Below are 16,572 nucleotides of genomic sequence, written 5' to 3' on the forward strand. Positions count from 1 at the left end.
ATCGCTGATGCCGGGGGCTGCTGCCCCCCGGCACCCCCCGCTGAGGCCTGAGGGCGGGCTTGGGCGGCGCGGGGTGGTGCGGTGTCGCGGGCGGTGGGGGACGTGGTGGTTTTTTGGGGAATTTCTGCCTGATTTCAGGGGGCTGGGCGTGCTGGCGCGGTGGTGGGGGCGTTTTTATCCAGACGCGGCGGGGTTTGGGCTTGGGCCGAGGTCCTGATAAGGGCTGCTGCAGGAAGAATTACTCGAGCTGAGACAATAATTCCTCGGGCTGCAGGAGCGCCAGTTCGAGATGAAACAATAATTCCTCGAGCTGAAACTATAATTCCTCGAGCTGCAGGAGCGCCAGCTCGAGCTGCAAGAGCAAAAGCCCGGGCTGCAAGAGCAAAAGCTCGGGTTGATGGAGCACTAGCCCGGGCTGGAGGAGCGTCAGCGGCCGGCGGGCTTGGGGTCGCACGCGGCGGTCCGCACTCGGCACCCGGCTGAACCCGCTTAATGCGCGGCTGAACCCGCTTAGTACGCGGCTGAACCCGCTCGGTACACGGCGGCGTGCCCTCGGCTCATGGTCGCGCGGCGCGCCCGGGCCGGGATGGCACGGCCCCAACCGGCCACGAGGGGCTGCGTCCCGGGCAGGTCGCGGCAGCCCGGGCGGCCGAGACTGCGGCTCGCCTGGCCGCAACCGGTCCTCGGCTTGATGAAAACGGCGTGCCATGCTCGGCTCGTTCTGCTATCCTGCACTCAGGCCCATGCCGGGCCCGAGAGGATTCTGCGTCATGATCGAGCACACTGCCACCCACCACGCCACCCACCACGCCACCCACCACGCCACCCATCACGCCCCCGATCAAGCCTCCAATCAAGCCCAGTCTGCTCGCGATGCCGCCTGCTCGCGTCGCGATTTCGTCAAGACCTCGGCCGCCCTTTCGGCCGCTGCGGCGCTGGCACCCGGAGCCCTCGCCTTCGCCACCCGGCGCAACGCGAGCGAGGTTCTTCGCATCGGCGTCATCGGCTGCGGCGGACGCGGCACCGGCGCTGCGGTTGATGCGCTTGATGCGCACCCCGCCACACGCATCGTCGCGCTGGCCGATCTCTATCTTGACCGCGTCAACTCGAGCCTCGAAAACCTGCTCGGCGTGGAACGCGCCAAAGCCCGCATCGATGTGCCCGAAGCGCACCGCTTTCATGGCTTTGATGCCTGCCGCAGGCTTCTGGCGCTCAAGGATGTCGATTATGTGATCCTCGCCACGCCGCCGGGCTTTCGTCCGTCGCACTTTGAAGCCGCGATCAACGCCGGCAAGCATGTCTTCATGGAGAAGCCCGTTGCGGTCGATCCCGCGGGCGTTCGCCGCGTGCTGGCTGCGAGCGACGAGGCCGATCGCAAGGGCCTGTGTGTCGTCGCGGGCACGCAGCGACGGCATCACGCGCTGTATCAGGACATCATTCAGCGCGTGCACGACGGACAGATCGGCGAGGTGCTCAGCGCCAATTGTTACTGGAATCAGGGCGGGCTGTGGGTCCACAACCGCCGCCCGGAATACACCGACATGGAATGGCAGACACGCAACTGGCTCTACTTCACGTGGCTCAGCGGCGACCACATCTGCGAACAGCACGTCCACAATCTCGATGTCATCAACTGGGCCATGCAGGCAACGCCCGTCAAGTGCATCGGCATGGGAGGCCGCCAGGTGCGCACGGGGCCTGAATACGGCAACATCTTCGATCACTTCGCGGTCGAATATGAGTATGCCAACGGCGTCAGGATGGTCAGCATGTCGCGGCAGATCGACGGCTGCGACAACCGCGTCGAAGAGTTTCTCCGTGGGACCAAGGGCAGCGCCCACACCAACCACGGCTCGGCGCGGCTCGAAGGCCCGGGCCTGGCGTGGCGCTACTCCGGGAAGGCTGAAAATCCGTACGTCGTCGAACACCGCGACCTCATCGACGCCATCACCAGCAGCACTCGCGTCAACGAAGCTCGCACCGTCGCCGAATCGACCCTCACCGCCATCATGGGCCGCATGAGCGCGTACTCGGGTCAGGCCATTACGTGGGAAGCCGCGCTCAAGTCCCCGCTCGATCTCACGCCTCTGGCCCTCGACTTCGGCCAGTTGCCGGTCGAGGCTGTCGCGGTGCCGGGCAAGACCCGGTATGTTTGATCCCTCAATCCGTCACAAACCGGAAGTGCTAGCCTGCGGTGCCATAAATCAGGCCATTTAAGCACCAATCTGGAGGACAGTTATGAAGTACCACAGCCTTCTCGCGACCGCCGCCATTTCCTTTACTATGATTTCCTGTCAGTTCTCTGTCGCACAGTCGTGCCTGCAAACATTTAACCCCACAGGTTTCTCCTTTGCACCACTTGCTGCTGGCGTATCCGGGAACGGAGACGTAGTCGTTGGGCGGGGAAGCCAGTCTGGCAGGACTGTTGCATTCCGTTGGTCTGAGCAGGACGGAACAATTCATTTCACGTTCGGCGGAGACTCTGCAATCACAGGAATCTCGCATCTCGGTGATGTTGTCGTCGGGTGGTCCAACTCGCCCTCGCACCAGCGAGCATTCCGTTGGACGCCATCTGGCGGCACACAAGATCTCGGGTCACTGCCGGACTTTCCGAATGCTGTGGCTAGTGATGTATCGTATGATGGATCTGTCATCGTTGGATACTGCACTGTATCGAATAGTTCTCGAGCATTTCGCTGGACTCAAGCCCATGGAATGCAGGACATGGGGCTGCTTCCTGGGTATACATCAGCCTACGCAAGGGCCACATCAGCGACGGGAGAGGTGGTCGTTGGACAAGCTCGCAACCTGCCATCCCAGGGTCGGACTTTCCGCTGGACGTCTGAAGGCGGAATGGAAGATCTCGGAACTCTGGGCGGATCAGAGTCTTCGCCAACCGATATTTCGCACGATGGACTAGCCATCACTGGCTATTCTACTTCGGCAACCAACCAGCTTCGGGCCTATCGATGGACCCAATCAGACGGAATGGTGGATGTCGGACCACCTCCGGAATGGGCTCTCGTTAGTGATGGCTGGAGGTCCCCCCGCCTGTCAAAGGACGGCAATGTGGTCATCTATACGGCGTCAAATGGGGGACAGCTTAGGGCGTTCCGCTGGACTGCGACCGGAGGTTCGGTCGACTTGGGTACGCTTGGGGGGCTTGAAACGGAAGTACGCGACCTTTCGCGCACAGGCGCAGTCGTCGTCGGACGTTCGAAGAACCCAAATGGTTACTATAGAGCGTTTCGCTGGACGAGTCTGGGCGGGATGGAGGATTTGGGTCTTGCTGGCGTCGATTCGTCGGAGGCATCCGGCGTTTCCTCAGAAGGCGCCGTCATTGTGGGCAACACACATGTGCAACAGTTCTCTTCGTTGTATCTGCCGTTCCGTTGGAGTCTTGATTTTTGTACGCCATGCCGGGCTGACTTCAATGGAGATGGGGTACTTGACTTTTTCGATGTCGCAGCATTTTTGAACGCCTTTTCTTCTGCGTGTAACTGAAATAGAAATGTCACCTAGACCTACGGCAAACGGACCAACCAATACACGGAGCCCCCATGGAACGCCGCACTTTCCTCGCCACCGCTGCTGCTGCCAGTGCCTTTTCTCTGGCCCCTTCTGCCTCTGGTCATGCGTCGGCCTCGCGCACCGCGAGCATCGCCCGCCGCGCGGGTGACTTCAAGATGGCCTACGCCCCGCACTTTGGCATGTTTGGCAACCTTGCGGGCGGCGACGCTGTTGCGCAGCTCGAGTTCGCCCGCGAGCAGGGCTTCACCGCGTGGGAAGACAACGGCATGATGGGCCGCAGCGAAGACGAGCAGAAACGCATCGCAGCCGCGATGGAACGACTGGGCATCCGCATGGGCGTGTTCGTCTGCAACCCCGGCACCGCATGGAAGCATTCGTTCTGCGCGCGCAACAAGGACGACCGCGAGCAGTTCCTGAGTGAATGTCGCCAGGCTGTCGAATGCGCCAAGCGCGTCAACGCGACATGGATGACGGTTGTCCCGGGGCGTCTGCACGATCGCCTTCATGAAGACGTGCAGACCGCGTACGCCATCGAGCAGCTGCGCATGGCGGCCGACATCTTCGAGCCGCACAACCTGGTGATGGTCCTTGAGCCGCTCAACCCGTTCCGCGACCACCCCGGCATGCTGCTGGCCCGCAGCACGCACGCCTATGCCATCTGCAAGGGCGTCAACAGTCCATCATGCAAGATCCTCTTCGACATCTACCACCAGCAGATCACCGAAGGGAACCTCATTCCGAACATCGACACCTGCTGGGATGAAATCGCATACTTCCAGATCGGCGACAACCCGGGACGCCGCGAACCCACCACCGGCGAGATCAACTATCGCAACATCTTCAAGCATCTGGCCAATCGCAAGTTCACGGGCATCCTCGGCATGGAGCACGGCAACAGCCGCGGCGGGTCCGAAGGCGATCAGGCGGTCATCGACGCGTACCGAGCTTGCGATGACTTCTGACCTGTTTCGTGTATCATGCCCTACCAGAGGGGCGGCACGCTGAGAAAAGTCAGATGCAGAGAGAACTCTTGCCGTATCTGTCGATACGGGTGAGGCGAGAGTAACTTTGGTGCCATGTACTTGTAGCAAACGTACACACGCCGTAGTTGACGAATCTCACGGAATCTGCCAACATGTACAACAGTTCAATGTCTGGAGGAAAGCACAGTGAGCAGGTAGTTCCGGTGTCACGTCATCGATTGGGAATTCGCAAGGAGGCAACTCGCCTCATCGAGGCCGAAGTGCTCGCGTGCGGAGCGTTGGAGATCTACCAAACGACCCTTCATACCGGGAGAGCCAGCAATCCCCGCGACAAGACCAGAGTCTTCGTCACGGTTTGGGAGCGTTAGCTCACCGGCCCCAGTGATGCGGGAACGGGCCGAATTGTGGCCGACACACGCGGGTGTCTCTCATCGGCCTGGTCCAAAAACCACAAAGCCGGCTGCTTTCGCAACCGGCTTGGGAATAGAGCTGGACGTACTTTGGTCGGGGTTCAGACCGCTTAAGCATTTTTTGAACGAGTCCGATCGCCCGCTCGTCACGCCCAACTGACGAAACACGAGGGTTTCTGCGGTCTCTTTGAAGATCTGAGATAATTTTTGAAGCACAGGCAAACACGAGGAACGTCCAGTTCAAGACTGCGGGTGAACTGGACGAAATGGGTTCGCTGCACGATCGGTGGATGGGTGACAATGGCTCATGAGTATTGATGGAATGTTGGCTCTGCACGCTTGGTGAACAGATTACGCTCCATTTGTGGGTCGCTGCGTTTCTGATGATTGCCTTGCCATCTTTGATCTTGAGCAACTCGTGCGACCACTCTCCACGGAGGAGCTCGACGAACAACACTCCGGCGTGCAAGTGATTGTACCTAGGAGTGTAGCTGGAGTGGTAGCGCTCCTTTGTTCGCTTCTGCTCATGCGTGAGAACGTGCGTGGTTCGTTTCGTGCGCTCGCGAATTCGAAGGAAATCGAACAATGCAAGGTACCCCGGGCATCACGGTTCCCGGCGAAGCACACCGCTCTGAGCAGGGCGCCGAGCATCGTGAGAACCAGCTACCATTGCTCCTAGCCGTGGAGGACGAGATGTCTGCAACACTGACCATCATCGATCAGGACCTGACGGGGACCGTGGACAGGCGGTTCGAACTTACGTTCCCCACCGAAAGCATCACGGTGCGGGAACTCATCCGCGAGCGTGTGTATCAGGAGGTCGATGACTACAACCGTTCACAACGCGACGGGTTCTTCGAGGGACTGGTCCAGCCGTCTGAGGCCGAGACCGAGCGCAACGGCTTTCGCATCAAGCGCGGCCGCGAGATTCAGTGGAAGCCGCAGTACGAGCACGCGATCGACGCCTACGAGCGCAACCGGATCCTCGTACTCGTCAACGACCGCCAGACCGAGTCGCTCGACGAGACCGTGGAGATCGGCCACGGGACCGAGGTGACCTTCCTGCGGCTGGTGATGCTGGTGGGTGGGTAAGCGGTGTTCGGGCGAAAGAAGCGCGGCGAAGAGTCGACGTCATCGCGGCATGAGGACGCTTTTGCGGCCGCGCCTGAACTCGACGCACTCATTGATCAGATCATCGAGCGCGACCCAGGCGGCTACGCATTTTGGGGGAAGTTTGACGGGCTTCCTCAAACCATTAAGCTCCGAGAAGCCGATGACGAGACCAGGACCCGAGCACTCGGTTGCATTCTTGCTCGACTTGAGAGACTCGAGGACCGTCCGCAAGAAGAGTGGGAGTGGTGTCCAAAGGATCCGCCCGCGACCGCGCACCGGTTGTTCTTGATCTACCAGAGGCTGCTCGCAGACCTGTTCAGCCGGAAACTCTCGCTCACCGAGCCCCAACTGCTCCGCTTTCTTGATATCCGCAATCGCATGTTCCAGGGTGTTCATTGGCACAGCCTGAACGAAGGCGGGGCACTTGCGATGATCGAGCGTCACGCCAAAGACCACGGTCTCTCGCAGCCGATGGCCCAGATACTCAAGAATATGATGGCGTCATGGGACGGCGAATATCCCGACCATCGCCGGTGGACGATCCGCGCGCGTGAACTGTTGGGCGTTCAAGTCCCGCTCCTGCTTGAACCTGGCGACGCTTGGTCCGATGCCGCCCTTGCGGAGATCGAACACAGTGCATCGAGCGAGGCTTGGCGTGACCTCATTTATCACTGCGTCCGGGCGGAAGCGGCGAGCCCGTCGAGCAAGTGGCTCAAACGCGGTGCGGAGTTGCTCGACCATGTCGGAAGCCACACATTTCAGCGGGCAGTTCTGGCGTGGTTCCCCCTCGTCGACCTGCCTCGCACCCGGCCGCATCCCAATCGGCACACGGCCCAACAACCCGGCTCCGACCGCCTTATCCCCGACACGCACGCCGTCATCCTCAAGGGGCTCTGCTGGATCGCTGGCACGTTCGATAGCCCCGACCTCGCCCGCGCGCTGGGCGCTCTTGCGCTCTCGTGCTACAAGAAGGTCCCCGGCATCGGCCCCCGCGCCACCAAGGTCGGCAACGCGGCGATCAACGCTCTGAGCGCCATGCCCGGCGAGGCTCCGCTCGGGCAGATCGCGATGCTGCGCGTCAAGGTCAAGTTCGGCTCGGCCCAGAAGATCATCGGCAAGGCTCTCGACACCGCTGCCCGGCGTGCTGGTGTCTCGCGCGACGACATCGAGGAAATGGCCGTCCCTGGCTACGGGCTCACCGAAGTCGGCGTGCGGCGGGAGGTGATGGGCGACTGCACCGCCGAACTGCGCATCGTCGACGGCGTCTCGACCCAACTCGTCTTCATCAAGGAGGGCGGCAAGGAGCAGAAGTCCGTCCCCGCCGCGATCAAGGAGGAATACGCGACCGATCTCAAGGAACTCAAGGCCGTGGCCACGGACATTCAGAAAATGCTCCCTGCGCAGCGCGACCGCATCGACAGCCTGTTCTGCGCCGGCCGTTCGTGGCCGGTCGGCGTGTGGCGCGAGCGCTACGCCGACCACCCGCTCGTCGGCACCATCGCTCGCCGCATCATCTGGTCGATCGCCGAGGGCGACGCGAAGCAAGCCGTCTGCTGGCTCGACGAGGCGGGCGGCTTCGCTACTTCCGACGGCTCGCCATGCGCGATCGCCGATGATGCGACTGTTTCACTCTGGCACCCGATCGACGTGCCGCTGGTCGAGGTGCAGGCCTGGCGTCGCTTCTTCGAAGAACGCTGCATCCGCCAACCCTTCAAGCAGGCCCACCGCGAGGTGTATCTGCTGACCGATGCCGAGCGGGCGACTGGCACTTACTCGAACCGCTTCGCCGCTCACATCGTCCGTCAGCACCAGTTCAACGCGCTATGCCTGGCCCGCGGCTGGAAGAACCAGCTTCGGCTCATGGTCGACGCCGAGTACCCGCCCGCGCACCGCGTGCTCGCGCACTACGGCATTCGCGCCGAGTTCTGGATCGAGGGCGTCGGCGAGGAGTACGGCGAGCACACCAACGACGCGGGAGTGTTCCATCATCTGGCCACCGATCAGGTCCGCTTCTACGCCGCCGAGTCGGTGCAGGTGCGTGCCCACGCCGGCGGCGGCGGCTACACCGAGCGCCGATGGGACGGCGCCACTCCGGGCGAGCCGCTGCCCCTCGACCGGATTCCCCCTCTCGTCCTCAGCGAGATCATGCGCGATGTCGACCTCTTCGTCGGCGTCGCCAGCATCGGCAACAACCCGGTCTGGCAGGACGGTGGCATTGAGGGCCACCACCACGACTACTGGCACTCCTATTCCTTCGGCGAACTCTCTGGCACGGCCGCCTCGCGCCGCGATCTGCTCGAACGCCTCGTGCCCAAACTCCGGATCGCCGCCGCCTGCACGCTCACCGACCGCTTCCTCGTCGTCCTTGGCAAGAAGCGCACCTATAAGATTCACCTCGGCAGCGGCAACATCCTTATGGAGCCCAACGATCAGTACCTGTGCATCGTGCCGAACCAGACCGATTCGAAGTCGACAGCCAATGTCTTCCTCCCCTTCGAAGGCGACCGCACGCTGTCAGTGATTCTGAGCAAGGCTTTCCTGCTCGCAGCCGACGAACGGATCACCGACCCGACGATCCTGAGCCAGATTGAGTCTGTGGGGCGCGACCGAATCCGGTGACAAACGCACGCCGCGGAAGCATGTTTCGCCGTCGCCGCGTCCGGGCGGGCGTGGTGCTTGTGCGTGCGGGCCTTGCGTCTGCTGTCTCAGCGCACGCCGCACTCTTTTCTGGCTCGTTTGACGCTGGACTTCGAGAATGGCAGGTTCGGGCCGAAGATGCCCCACGCCGAAGTGGTGCCGATGATGCGCAGGTGTTCGGCTGCCTCGTCCGTGAGGTTCGCCTGCCAGAGGGCGTAGGCGAACCACGCGCGGGTGCGCGGCGTTTCCATGTCCGGCGCGATGCCCCCTGACCGAAAAGCCTTGTTGTTGGCTTCGCGGAGTTCCTGCTGCACGCCCACCTGCTGCAGATACTCCGCCAGTGTGGACTCTTTGCTGCGTTCGAGGTCGCAGCCCATCTCGACGTGGGCCTCGGCGACGATCGAGTGGACCGATGCCCCGGCGGGCGCTCTGGCCGAGGCCTTGCGGGCAAACTCGAGCATCTTGGCACGCGAACCGCCCCACTTGGGCGCGAGCGTGTCGAGGAAGAAGGTGTGGGCCGGGCGGAAGAAGGGCGAGCGCCGGATGGCCTGCTTGAATATTTCGTACAAGGCTTCGAGTTCATGCCCCCGGCCCTTGCCCGCATAGATCAGCCAGGCCCACGCCGTCGGATCATCGGGCCTCAGTTCGGTCGCGCGATGCAGGGACTGCTCGGCCTCGATGAGGCGCGACTCGAACAAGCCGAAGTTCTTCGGCTGCCAGCCTCCGCCCCGCGCGTCCCAGGCCCGCTTGACGCTGTGAATGCCGCTGACCAGGTGAACCTCAAAAGCATCCGGCGCGGCCTGAAGCCACGCTTCGAGCCAGACGGGGGGGCGTTGCCAGTCAGCACAGGCTTCCGCGATGAACGCGCGGTCGCCATCGGTGCGGGCAAGGGCGATCGCGGGCGCGATGATGCCCGGTCCGCGCTTGACAATCTCGTCGCGCAGCCCGCGCGTCAGGATATTGTCCGCTCGACCGTCCGCCGCATAGACCAGACCCGACCACCGCATGCGCGTGGCGGGCTCACCCTGCGGATAGTCGAGCATCGACACGTCGGCATCGTCGAGCAGGACCGACGCGATGGCCCGGATGCTCGGACGCTTGCCGCGCATGTCCGGATCGAGCCGCTCCGCCCAGGCATAGAGCGTCGGAACCGTCGCCGAGTTGACCGGGGAGTCGTGCAGGAGCGTGTCGCCGGGGTTCTGTTCGCTGCCGTCGACCATCTTTTTGAGTGACGCGTTGAGCACAGCCTGACTGCCGCAGTCGCACACGCCGAGCGAGCAGACCAGCATGCGATCCGCGCTGCCGCCGCGCGACACCATCGTCAGAGATTCGAGGGTTTTGTGCGCCTTGACGTTCGCTACCGCTCCCTCGCTCGGCCCCCTGAGGCGGAAGGTCCAGCACGGCTTCCACGCCCACGCACCGCACGCGGCGCAATACGGACGCACACTTTCGCCGACCAGCGTCATGCTCAACACCGCCAGCACCAGCAGAGCCTGCGCGATCCACGACAGCACCAGCCACACACCCGAGACGGCAAAGGAGCCAAACAGCACCACCCCCTGCTGACGTCGATCGGCCAGAAAGCCGCCCAGCCCGCTGCCCGGCGACAACACCCCGCGCAGCACGAGGGCCGAAGCAAGCATGAACGCCGCCGTCCCGATCACCGCGAACACAAACGCGCCCCCGCCGCTGCGAAACCGGCTGAGCCTGATCGTCTGCACGGCGACAAAGCCAAGAGCAAAGCACAGGACGATCGTCGTGATCGGATTGATGATGCCCCACGGCACCCACGCGGCCGCAAAGCCGTACACGCCGCCAATCGCGGCGAACCCGGCCAGACCAATCACGCCGAAAACGCCAATCCTCGCCGCATCGCTCATCTGTTTTCCTGTTCCCATGGCCGACAAGCATACCAGATTGCGCGCGGATCAATCTTCGCCCTTCACACAACCTGGTGCGGTGCAACGCTCTGCTCCCAAGCGACCGTCAAAGCCCATGGGCTGGCCTTGGTGATTGTCTCTCCGCCCGCTTTTGTGAGCAGCCGGGCAAGGTGGTCAGGTGTGAGCGAGGACAGCGATCGTTGCGCAAACCGGCGGGGAATGAACGCTGTGGCACCGTCACGACCGACCAAGGCAGCGTTCAAGTGTTAGGTATATGATTGGGCTTGCTGGAGGACGAAAAGCAATGCCCCTGACCACGCTCTGGGTTGACATGGACGCCTACTTCGCGTCGGCCGAACAGCATCTGCAGCCTCGACTGCGGGGGCGGCCGATCGGGGTTGTTCCCGTCTTCACGCCAGCGGGGCGGCCTGCCGAAACGTCCTGCTGCATCGCTGTGTCCTATGCCGCCCGACCCAGTGGCGTCCGGACGGGCACGCTGGTCCATGAAGCACGCCGCCTGTGTCCCGACATCCGATTCGTCCACGCCCGTCCCGCCGAGTACGTGCGCCTGCACCATGCGATCATCGCTGCGGTCGAAACGGTTCTGCCGGTTGACAAGGTCTATTCCATCGATGAGTTTGCCTGCCGATTGCTTGGCCGCGAGCGCGATCCCGTTTGCGCTGCCGACCTTGGCCTGGCCATGAAGCGCGCCTTGCGCGAGCGGTTCAGTGCGGCGCTGAGTTGTTCGATCGGCGTTGCGCCCAACCGGCTGCTCTCGAAGGTTGCTGGTGACCAGCGCAAGCCCGATGGGCTCAACATCATCGAGCCCTCGATGCTCCCGCAGTGCCTCTACAGCCTCGATCTCGAAGATTGGCCGGGGATCAGCCGTGGGATGCGCGCTCGCTTCGAATCTCACGGCGTCACGACGACCGAGCAGATGTATGCGCTGAGCGAAGCGGAGATGACCAGCGTCTTTGGTTCGATTGACGGCAAACGGTGGTGGATGCTGATTCGCGGGCTTGACCTCCCCGACAAGGCGACCACTCGCCGCACACTCGGCCACCAGCATGTTCTACCGCCCGAAAAGCGGCACCGCGACGCGGCCTACAAGGTCCTCGTGCGACTCCTGACCAAGGCAGCGCAGCGTCTGCGGCGTGAAGGGTACTGCACCTGTGAACTGGTCTGCGCTGCGCGGCTTCTGCCTCATGGGCAATGGTCGCGCCGGTCGAGCCTGCCCCCGACCACATCGACGCGCGTGCTCATGGCTGCGATGATTGAGCAGTGGGCCCGCGCTCCTGATGCACGATATCTGGTCATCGCGACGACGCTCCAGAGGCTGATCCCCATCAACGAATCAACCGCGCCGCTCTTCCCCGCAGAGCAGGCCGATGTACGCCTCGATCGCGCGATTGATCGCATCAACACCCGCTACGGCTACGGAGCGGTTCGACCTGCTTCGGCTGATGTGGTCTCCGCACCGATGCGGATTGCTTTTTCCAGTATCCCCGACCTCGACATGCCCGACCTGCACGCATGACACTACGCTTGAACCATGTGCGGCCGAATCTCGCTCAAGACCCATCCACGCGTCCTGGCCGAACTCTTCGGCGTGGACATCCCTTTGACGCTCAAGCCGCGCTACAACATCGCGCCCACCCAGCGGACGCTGGTGATCCGAAACCTGAACAGTGTCCGTGAAGCGATGATGGGCCGATGGGGCTACATCCCGGCTTGGAGAAAGAGTGGCCAGAAAGGTCCCGAGCCCATCAACGCGCGGAGCGAGACCGCAGGCACCAGCCGCCTCTTTGGCGAGCCGCTGCGGCGACGCCGGTGCATCATCCCCGCCAGCGGCTTCTACGAGTGGCAGGCCATAGAAGGCCAGCGCGCCAAGCGACCATTTCACATCGAGCCCGTGGGATCAGACGTGTTTGCACTCGCCGGACTGTGGTCGCGGTGGCAGCCGCATGATGCCGATGCTGTTGAGACGTTCACGATCCTGACGTGTGCGCCCAATGAAGTCATGAAGCCGATCCACGACCGGATGCCGGTGATTCTGCCCGTGGAGTTGATCGATGCATGGCTCGACCCGGCGATTGATGATGTGTCTGAGGTAGCAACCATGCTGCGCCCGGCCTCGCCAGCAGCGATCATGGCGCGCGAAGTATCGACACGAGTCAACAGCCCCAAACACGACGACGAACTGTGCATCAAGCCACGCCCCGAAACGGACCCGGGCACGAACGCTGCGCCTTGATGAAGCCAGTCGCGGGCTGTTTATCGCACGCACCTGAAGCAGCGCTGACCACGCCGACCCCAGCACACCCAGGCACACCCCGGCACCGCGCCGTGGTGTGCTGTTCAACGCTCTTCACTTCACTTTTCTTCACGTCACTTCATCTCACTTTTTTTCACGTCGCGTCGGTCTCGCCCGCCTGATCCTCCAGCCTTCTCTTCGTCTCAATCCAGTCATTCGAGCCGTTGAAGAACGCATCCATCGCCGCGTCGATCGGCAGCGGTCTGATCGGCACGTTGATGCGCGTGCGGGCACTGGGCGTCAAGCCAAACTCCGCTTCGAGCCTTGACAGCGCCAGCGACAGCTTGTTGACGATGGCCACCTCCGGAAACTGCGCAAAGCACTTGATGTTGCCGTTGCCGTCCTTGAGCGGGTACGTCGTGCCGTGCCGATTGACAAACATCGCAGCACGCACCCACTGCACCCACAGCGTGCAGTAACGCGCCAGCGCCATGCCGTCGATCGCAGTAAGCACGCCCATCTCGTCGACATCCAGCACGCCACGCAGCACATCCTGCTGCGCCTTGGGATGCGTGCGCCAGTTGCGCGGGCTGGGCCGCAGATCGCTGGCCCGCACCCGCCGCAGCTCCCGAACCCGATCACGAATCGTCGTCATTGAACGTCTCCTTGTGCGAATCCATCCACACGAACCAACCCCCCCCCGGGGGGGCGTATACAAAACCCTGAACGAAAAATGCGTGGCACCACGCGTTGGTATCCAAACAACCAGAAATGTTTCTGACCCCCTCTGGCATAGAGCATGCTCTACCAATGGAAAGAAAACTGGAACCGCTCGCCGGAGGAACCGGCGAACGGTGGCACGGCGAGCAACGGGTGCACGCGATGGGTGCCACCAGCTGGTGCCGCCAGCCCTGCAACTTGGTATCCTGACCCCGATGGAGGCCGAAGACGCCACGATCCTGATGAATGCCGCTGCCCAGGGCGACCACTGCGCTGCGGATCGGTTGCTCCCGTTGGTGTATGACCAGCTTCGGCGTGCGGCCCAGCAACGCATGGCTGGCGAAGGCGGCAGGCACACGCTCTCGGCGACCGCCCTCGTGCACGAAGCCTATTTGAATCTTGCCGGGCCGCGTCAGGTCGCGTGGGCGGGGCGGGCCCACTACTACGCCGCTGCGGCAGAGGCCATGCGGCGGATTCTGATCGACCATGCCCGTGCCAAGGCAGCGGGGATCCGCGGGGGTCCGGAGGCCCGCCGGGCGGCGGTCAGCCTCGCGGCGCTGCCCGATCCGAGTTCCGAGACAGAATCTTGCGGATTCCTGATCCTCAATGACGCGATCGTCCGCTTGGAGGGGGTGGACCCCAAGGCTGCGGCCGTCGTACGGCTCCGCTACTTCGCGGGGCTGAGCATCGAGCAGACCGCTTCGGCCCTGGGCGTCTCGACCCCGACGGTGAAGCGAACCTGGGCGTTCGCGCGGGGCTGGCTGAAGGAAGCGATCGAGTCAGAGCGAGTCTGACGGAGGACGACATGACCGAACACCCGCATGAAGACATCCGCCGCCTGTTCGACATGGTGCTGGATGCTCCGGCGGCTGAGCGTGAGTCGGTACTCGACCGAGAGTGCGCCGGCGACGAGAGGCTCAAACAACGCATCCGCGCGATGATCGCGGCGGCCCAGGACGATCGGTTTCTCGGCAACGCGACCGGGGGCGGGCTGGACGATGCGACGATGGACGCGCAGCCCGAGCGTGCTCCAAGCTCGTCGCCCCATGAATCCGTCGGCCAGCAGATCGGGCATTACAAGCTGCTCGAGAAGATCGGCGAGGGCGGATTCGGCTCGGTCTGGGCCGCCGAGCAGCGCGAGCCGGTGAATCGGCGTGTCGCGCTGAAGATCATCAAACTGGGAATGGACACGCGGCAGGTGGTGGCCCGCTTCGAGCAGGAACGGCAGGCGTTGGCGATGATGGACCACCCCAACATTGCCAAGGTGCTCGATGCGGGTGCGACGGAGACTGGGCGGCCGTTCTTCGTGATGGAACTGGTCAAGGGCGACCCGATCGTGGAGTACGCCGACAAGAACAACCTCTCCATCGAGGACCGGCTGGAGTTGTTCGCGCAGGTGTGCAACGCGGTGCAGCACGCGCACACCAAGGGGATCATCCACAGGGACATCAAGCCCAGCAACTTTCTGGTGAGCACGCAGGATGGCAGGCCGCACACGAAGGTGATCGACTTCGGCATCGCCAAGGCGACGGCGAGCAAACTGACGGAGAAGACGCTCTTCACCGAGCACAAGGCGCTGATCGGCACGCCCGAGTACATGAGCCCCGAGCAGGCCGAAGGCAGCCTCGACATCGACACACGCACGGACGTGTACAGCCTCGGGGTGCTGCTGTATGAGCTTTTGACGGGCACGACACCGTTCAGCAGCAAGGAACTCCGCTCCGCGGCTTACGGCGAGATCCAGCGGATCATTCGCGAGGTGGAGCCGCCCAAGCCGAGCACGCGTCTGAGCGCGAACTCTGACACGATCGCGAACGTGGCGGCGAAGCGGCACGTTGAGCCGAAGAAGCTCGGCACGATCGTGCGCGGCGAACTGGACTGGATCGTGATGAAGGCGCTCGAGAAGGACCGCCAGCGCCGCTACGAGACGGCCAATGGATTGGGGATGGATGTCCGGCGGTACCTGAGCGGCGAGGCGGTGCTGGCGGCGCCGCCGAGCACGGCGTACCGCTTCAGGAAGTTCATCCGTCGCTACCGCCCGCAGGTGATCGCGGCGGCACTGGTCGCCCTTGCGCTCGTCGCGGGCTTGGCAGGCACGGCGTGGCAGGCCCGTGAAGCGGCGGCGCAGCGCGACGCGGCGGTGCTGGCCGGGCAGCAGGAAGCCCAGCAGCGGGCCGAGGCGGAGCAGCAGCGGGCCCGTGCCGACGAGCGGGCGGACGCGGCGGAAAGGGCGGAGCAGGCGGCGGAGGCCGCACGCGACGCGGAGAAGGAACGCGCTGATCAGCTCAAGAAGGTGTCGGACTTCCAGTCGCAGATGCTGGCGCAGATCGACACGACGAAGGCGGGCGTAGACCTGATGGCCGATGTACGCGAGCGGTTCGTTGCCGCGCTGGAGAAGGCGGGCGTGGATGAGGAGGAGCGGACAGCGCGTGTGGATGCGCTGCGGCAGGAACTCGTCCGCGTGAATGCCACAGATGCCGCGGCGGCGATGATCGACCGCACGATCCTGAAGCCCGCAATCAAGGCGATCGACGAGCAGTTCACGGACGACCCCGCGACGGACGCGAGCCTGCGCCAGGCGTTGGCCGACCTCTACCGCACGATCGGCCTGTACGACGCGGCGTTCCCGCTGCAGGAGTACGCCCTCGCCACCCGCCGCCGCGTACTGGGGGAGGAGCATCCGAGCACACTCACCTCCATCAACCTCATGGGCGTCCTGCTCCAAGATCAAGGCAAGCTCGATCAGGCCGAGCCGTACCTTCGCGAGGCCATGGAGAAGCGCCGCCGCGTGCTGGGAGAGGAGCACCCAGACACGCTCACCTCGATCAGCAACATGGGCTTCGAACTGCAGGCCCAAGGCAAGCTCGATCAGGCCGAGCCGTACTACCGCGAGGCCCTGGAGAAGCGCCGCCGAGTGCTGGGTGAGGAGCATCCGAGCACGCTGACCGCCATCAACAACATGGGCTTCCTGCTCCGGGATCAGGGCAGGCTCGCCGAAGCGGAGCCGTACTTCCGTGAGGCCCTGGAGAAGTGCCGGCTTATGC

At 63.5% G+C, this 16,572-nt stretch carries 12 protein-coding genes; 10 read left to right on the top strand and 2 right to left on the bottom strand.

The window, feature by feature from the left end:
- The first annotated feature begins 7 nt into the window (after window positions 1-7).
- The 6 genes from KF757_13965 (at window position 8) to KF757_13990 (ending at window position 8,656) form a co-directional block, all read left to right on the top strand.
- The gene (locus tag KF757_13965; GenBank protein ID MBX3324082.1) at window positions 8-217 is read left to right on the top strand and encodes a hypothetical protein; all 210 of its coding nucleotides are present in this window, start codon (window positions 8-10) and stop codon (window positions 215-217) included.
- A 553-nt stretch (window positions 218-770) separates the two neighbouring features.
- Window positions 771-2,156: a Gfo/Idh/MocA family oxidoreductase gene (locus KF757_13970; protein ID MBX3324083.1), complete on the top strand. Its 1,386-nt coding sequence runs from the start codon at window positions 771-773 to the stop codon at window positions 2,154-2,156.
- Window positions 2,157-2,238: 82 nt separating this feature from the next.
- Window positions 2,239-3,504: a hypothetical protein gene (locus KF757_13975; protein MBX3324084.1), complete on the top strand. Its 1,266-nt coding sequence runs from the start codon at window positions 2,239-2,241 to the stop codon at window positions 3,502-3,504.
- Between the two features lie 56 nt (window positions 3,505-3,560).
- Window positions 3,561-4,493 (top strand): TIM barrel protein, encoded by a 933-nt coding sequence (locus KF757_13980; GenBank protein ID MBX3324085.1) that lies wholly within the window; start codon window positions 3,561-3,563, stop codon window positions 4,491-4,493.
- A gap of 1,124 nt (window positions 4,494-5,617) precedes the next feature.
- Window positions 5,618-6,016 carry a hypothetical protein gene (locus KF757_13985; GenBank protein MBX3324086.1) on the top strand — a complete coding sequence of 133 codons (399 nt, stop codon included), beginning with the start codon at window positions 5,618-5,620 and terminating at the stop codon, window positions 6,014-6,016.
- Between the two features lie 3 nt (window positions 6,017-6,019).
- Window positions 6,020-8,656 (top strand): DUF4132 domain-containing protein, encoded by a 2,637-nt coding sequence (locus KF757_13990; GenBank protein ID MBX3324087.1) that lies wholly within the window; start codon window positions 6,020-6,022, stop codon window positions 8,654-8,656.
- Between the two features lie 86 nt (window positions 8,657-8,742).
- Here KF757_13990 and KF757_13995 read toward each other — a convergent pair whose 3' ends face one another.
- Complete coding sequence (locus tag KF757_13995; GenBank protein ID MBX3324088.1) at window positions 8,743-10,572, bottom strand: hypothetical protein; 1,830 nt, start codon at window positions 10,570-10,572, stop codon at window positions 8,743-8,745.
- A 286-nt stretch (window positions 10,573-10,858) separates the two neighbouring features.
- Between KF757_13995 and KF757_14000 the strand changes: the two genes are divergently transcribed.
- Window positions 10,859-12,091, top strand: a complete 1,233-nt coding sequence (locus KF757_14000; protein MBX3324089.1) for a hypothetical protein — start codon at window positions 10,859-10,861, stop codon at window positions 12,089-12,091.
- A 15-nt stretch (window positions 12,092-12,106) separates the two neighbouring features.
- The gene (locus tag KF757_14005) at window positions 12,107-12,808 is read left to right on the top strand and encodes an SOS response-associated peptidase (GenBank protein ID MBX3324090.1); all 702 of its coding nucleotides are present in this window, start codon (window positions 12,107-12,109) and stop codon (window positions 12,806-12,808) included.
- 154 nt (window positions 12,809-12,962) lie between these two features.
- Here KF757_14005 and KF757_14010 read toward each other — a convergent pair whose 3' ends face one another.
- A complete protein-coding gene (locus KF757_14010; GenBank protein MBX3324091.1) occupies window positions 12,963-13,463 on the bottom strand; it encodes a P27 family phage terminase small subunit in 501 nt (166 codons plus the stop codon).
- Between the two features lie 199 nt (window positions 13,464-13,662).
- Between KF757_14010 and KF757_14015 the strand changes: the two genes are divergently transcribed.
- Together KF757_14015 and KF757_14020 are read left to right on the top strand one after the other, a co-directional pair.
- Window positions 13,663-14,322: a sigma-70 family RNA polymerase sigma factor gene (locus KF757_14015; protein MBX3324092.1), complete on the top strand. Its 660-nt coding sequence runs from the start codon at window positions 13,663-13,665 to the stop codon at window positions 14,320-14,322.
- Window positions 14,323-14,333: 11 nt separating this feature from the next.
- A partial coding sequence (locus tag KF757_14020; GenBank protein ID MBX3324093.1) for a serine/threonine protein kinase occupies window positions 14,334-16,572 on the top strand: 2,239 nt, incomplete at its 3' end.

It is taken from the genome of Phycisphaeraceae bacterium (assembly GCA_019636795.1).
GTDB lineage: Bacteria > Planctomycetota > Phycisphaerae > Phycisphaerales > UBA1924 > JAHBWW01.

Bases quoted from the DNA above. Each gene is read 5' to 3' on its own strand.
- KF757_14000 (MBX3324089.1), top strand. From the start codon at position 10,859: ATGCCCCTGACCACGCTCTGGGTTGACATGGACGCCTACTTCGCGTCG.
- KF757_13970 (MBX3324083.1), top strand. From the start codon at position 771: ATGATCGAGCACACTGCCACCCACCACGCCACCCACCACGCCACCCAC.
- KF757_14005 (MBX3324090.1), top strand. From the start codon at position 12,107: ATGTGCGGCCGAATCTCGCTCAAGACCCATCCACGCGTCCTGGCCGAA.
- KF757_13985 (MBX3324086.1), top strand. From the start codon at position 5,618: ATGTCTGCAACACTGACCATCATCGATCAGGACCTGACGGGGACCGTG.
- KF757_13975 (MBX3324084.1), top strand. From the start codon at position 2,239: ATGAAGTACCACAGCCTTCTCGCGACCGCCGCCATTTCCTTTACTATG.
- KF757_13965 (MBX3324082.1), top strand. From the start codon at position 8: ATGCCGGGGGCTGCTGCCCCCCGGCACCCCCCGCTGAGGCCTGAGGGC.
- KF757_14010 (MBX3324091.1), bottom strand. From the start codon at position 13,463: ATGACGACGATTCGTGATCGGGTTCGGGAGCTGCGGCGGGTGCGGGCC.
- KF757_13995 (MBX3324088.1), bottom strand. From the start codon at position 10,572: ATGGGAACAGGAAAACAGATGAGCGATGCGGCGAGGATTGGCGTTTTC.
- KF757_13980 (MBX3324085.1), top strand. From the start codon at position 3,561: ATGGAACGCCGCACTTTCCTCGCCACCGCTGCTGCTGCCAGTGCCTTT.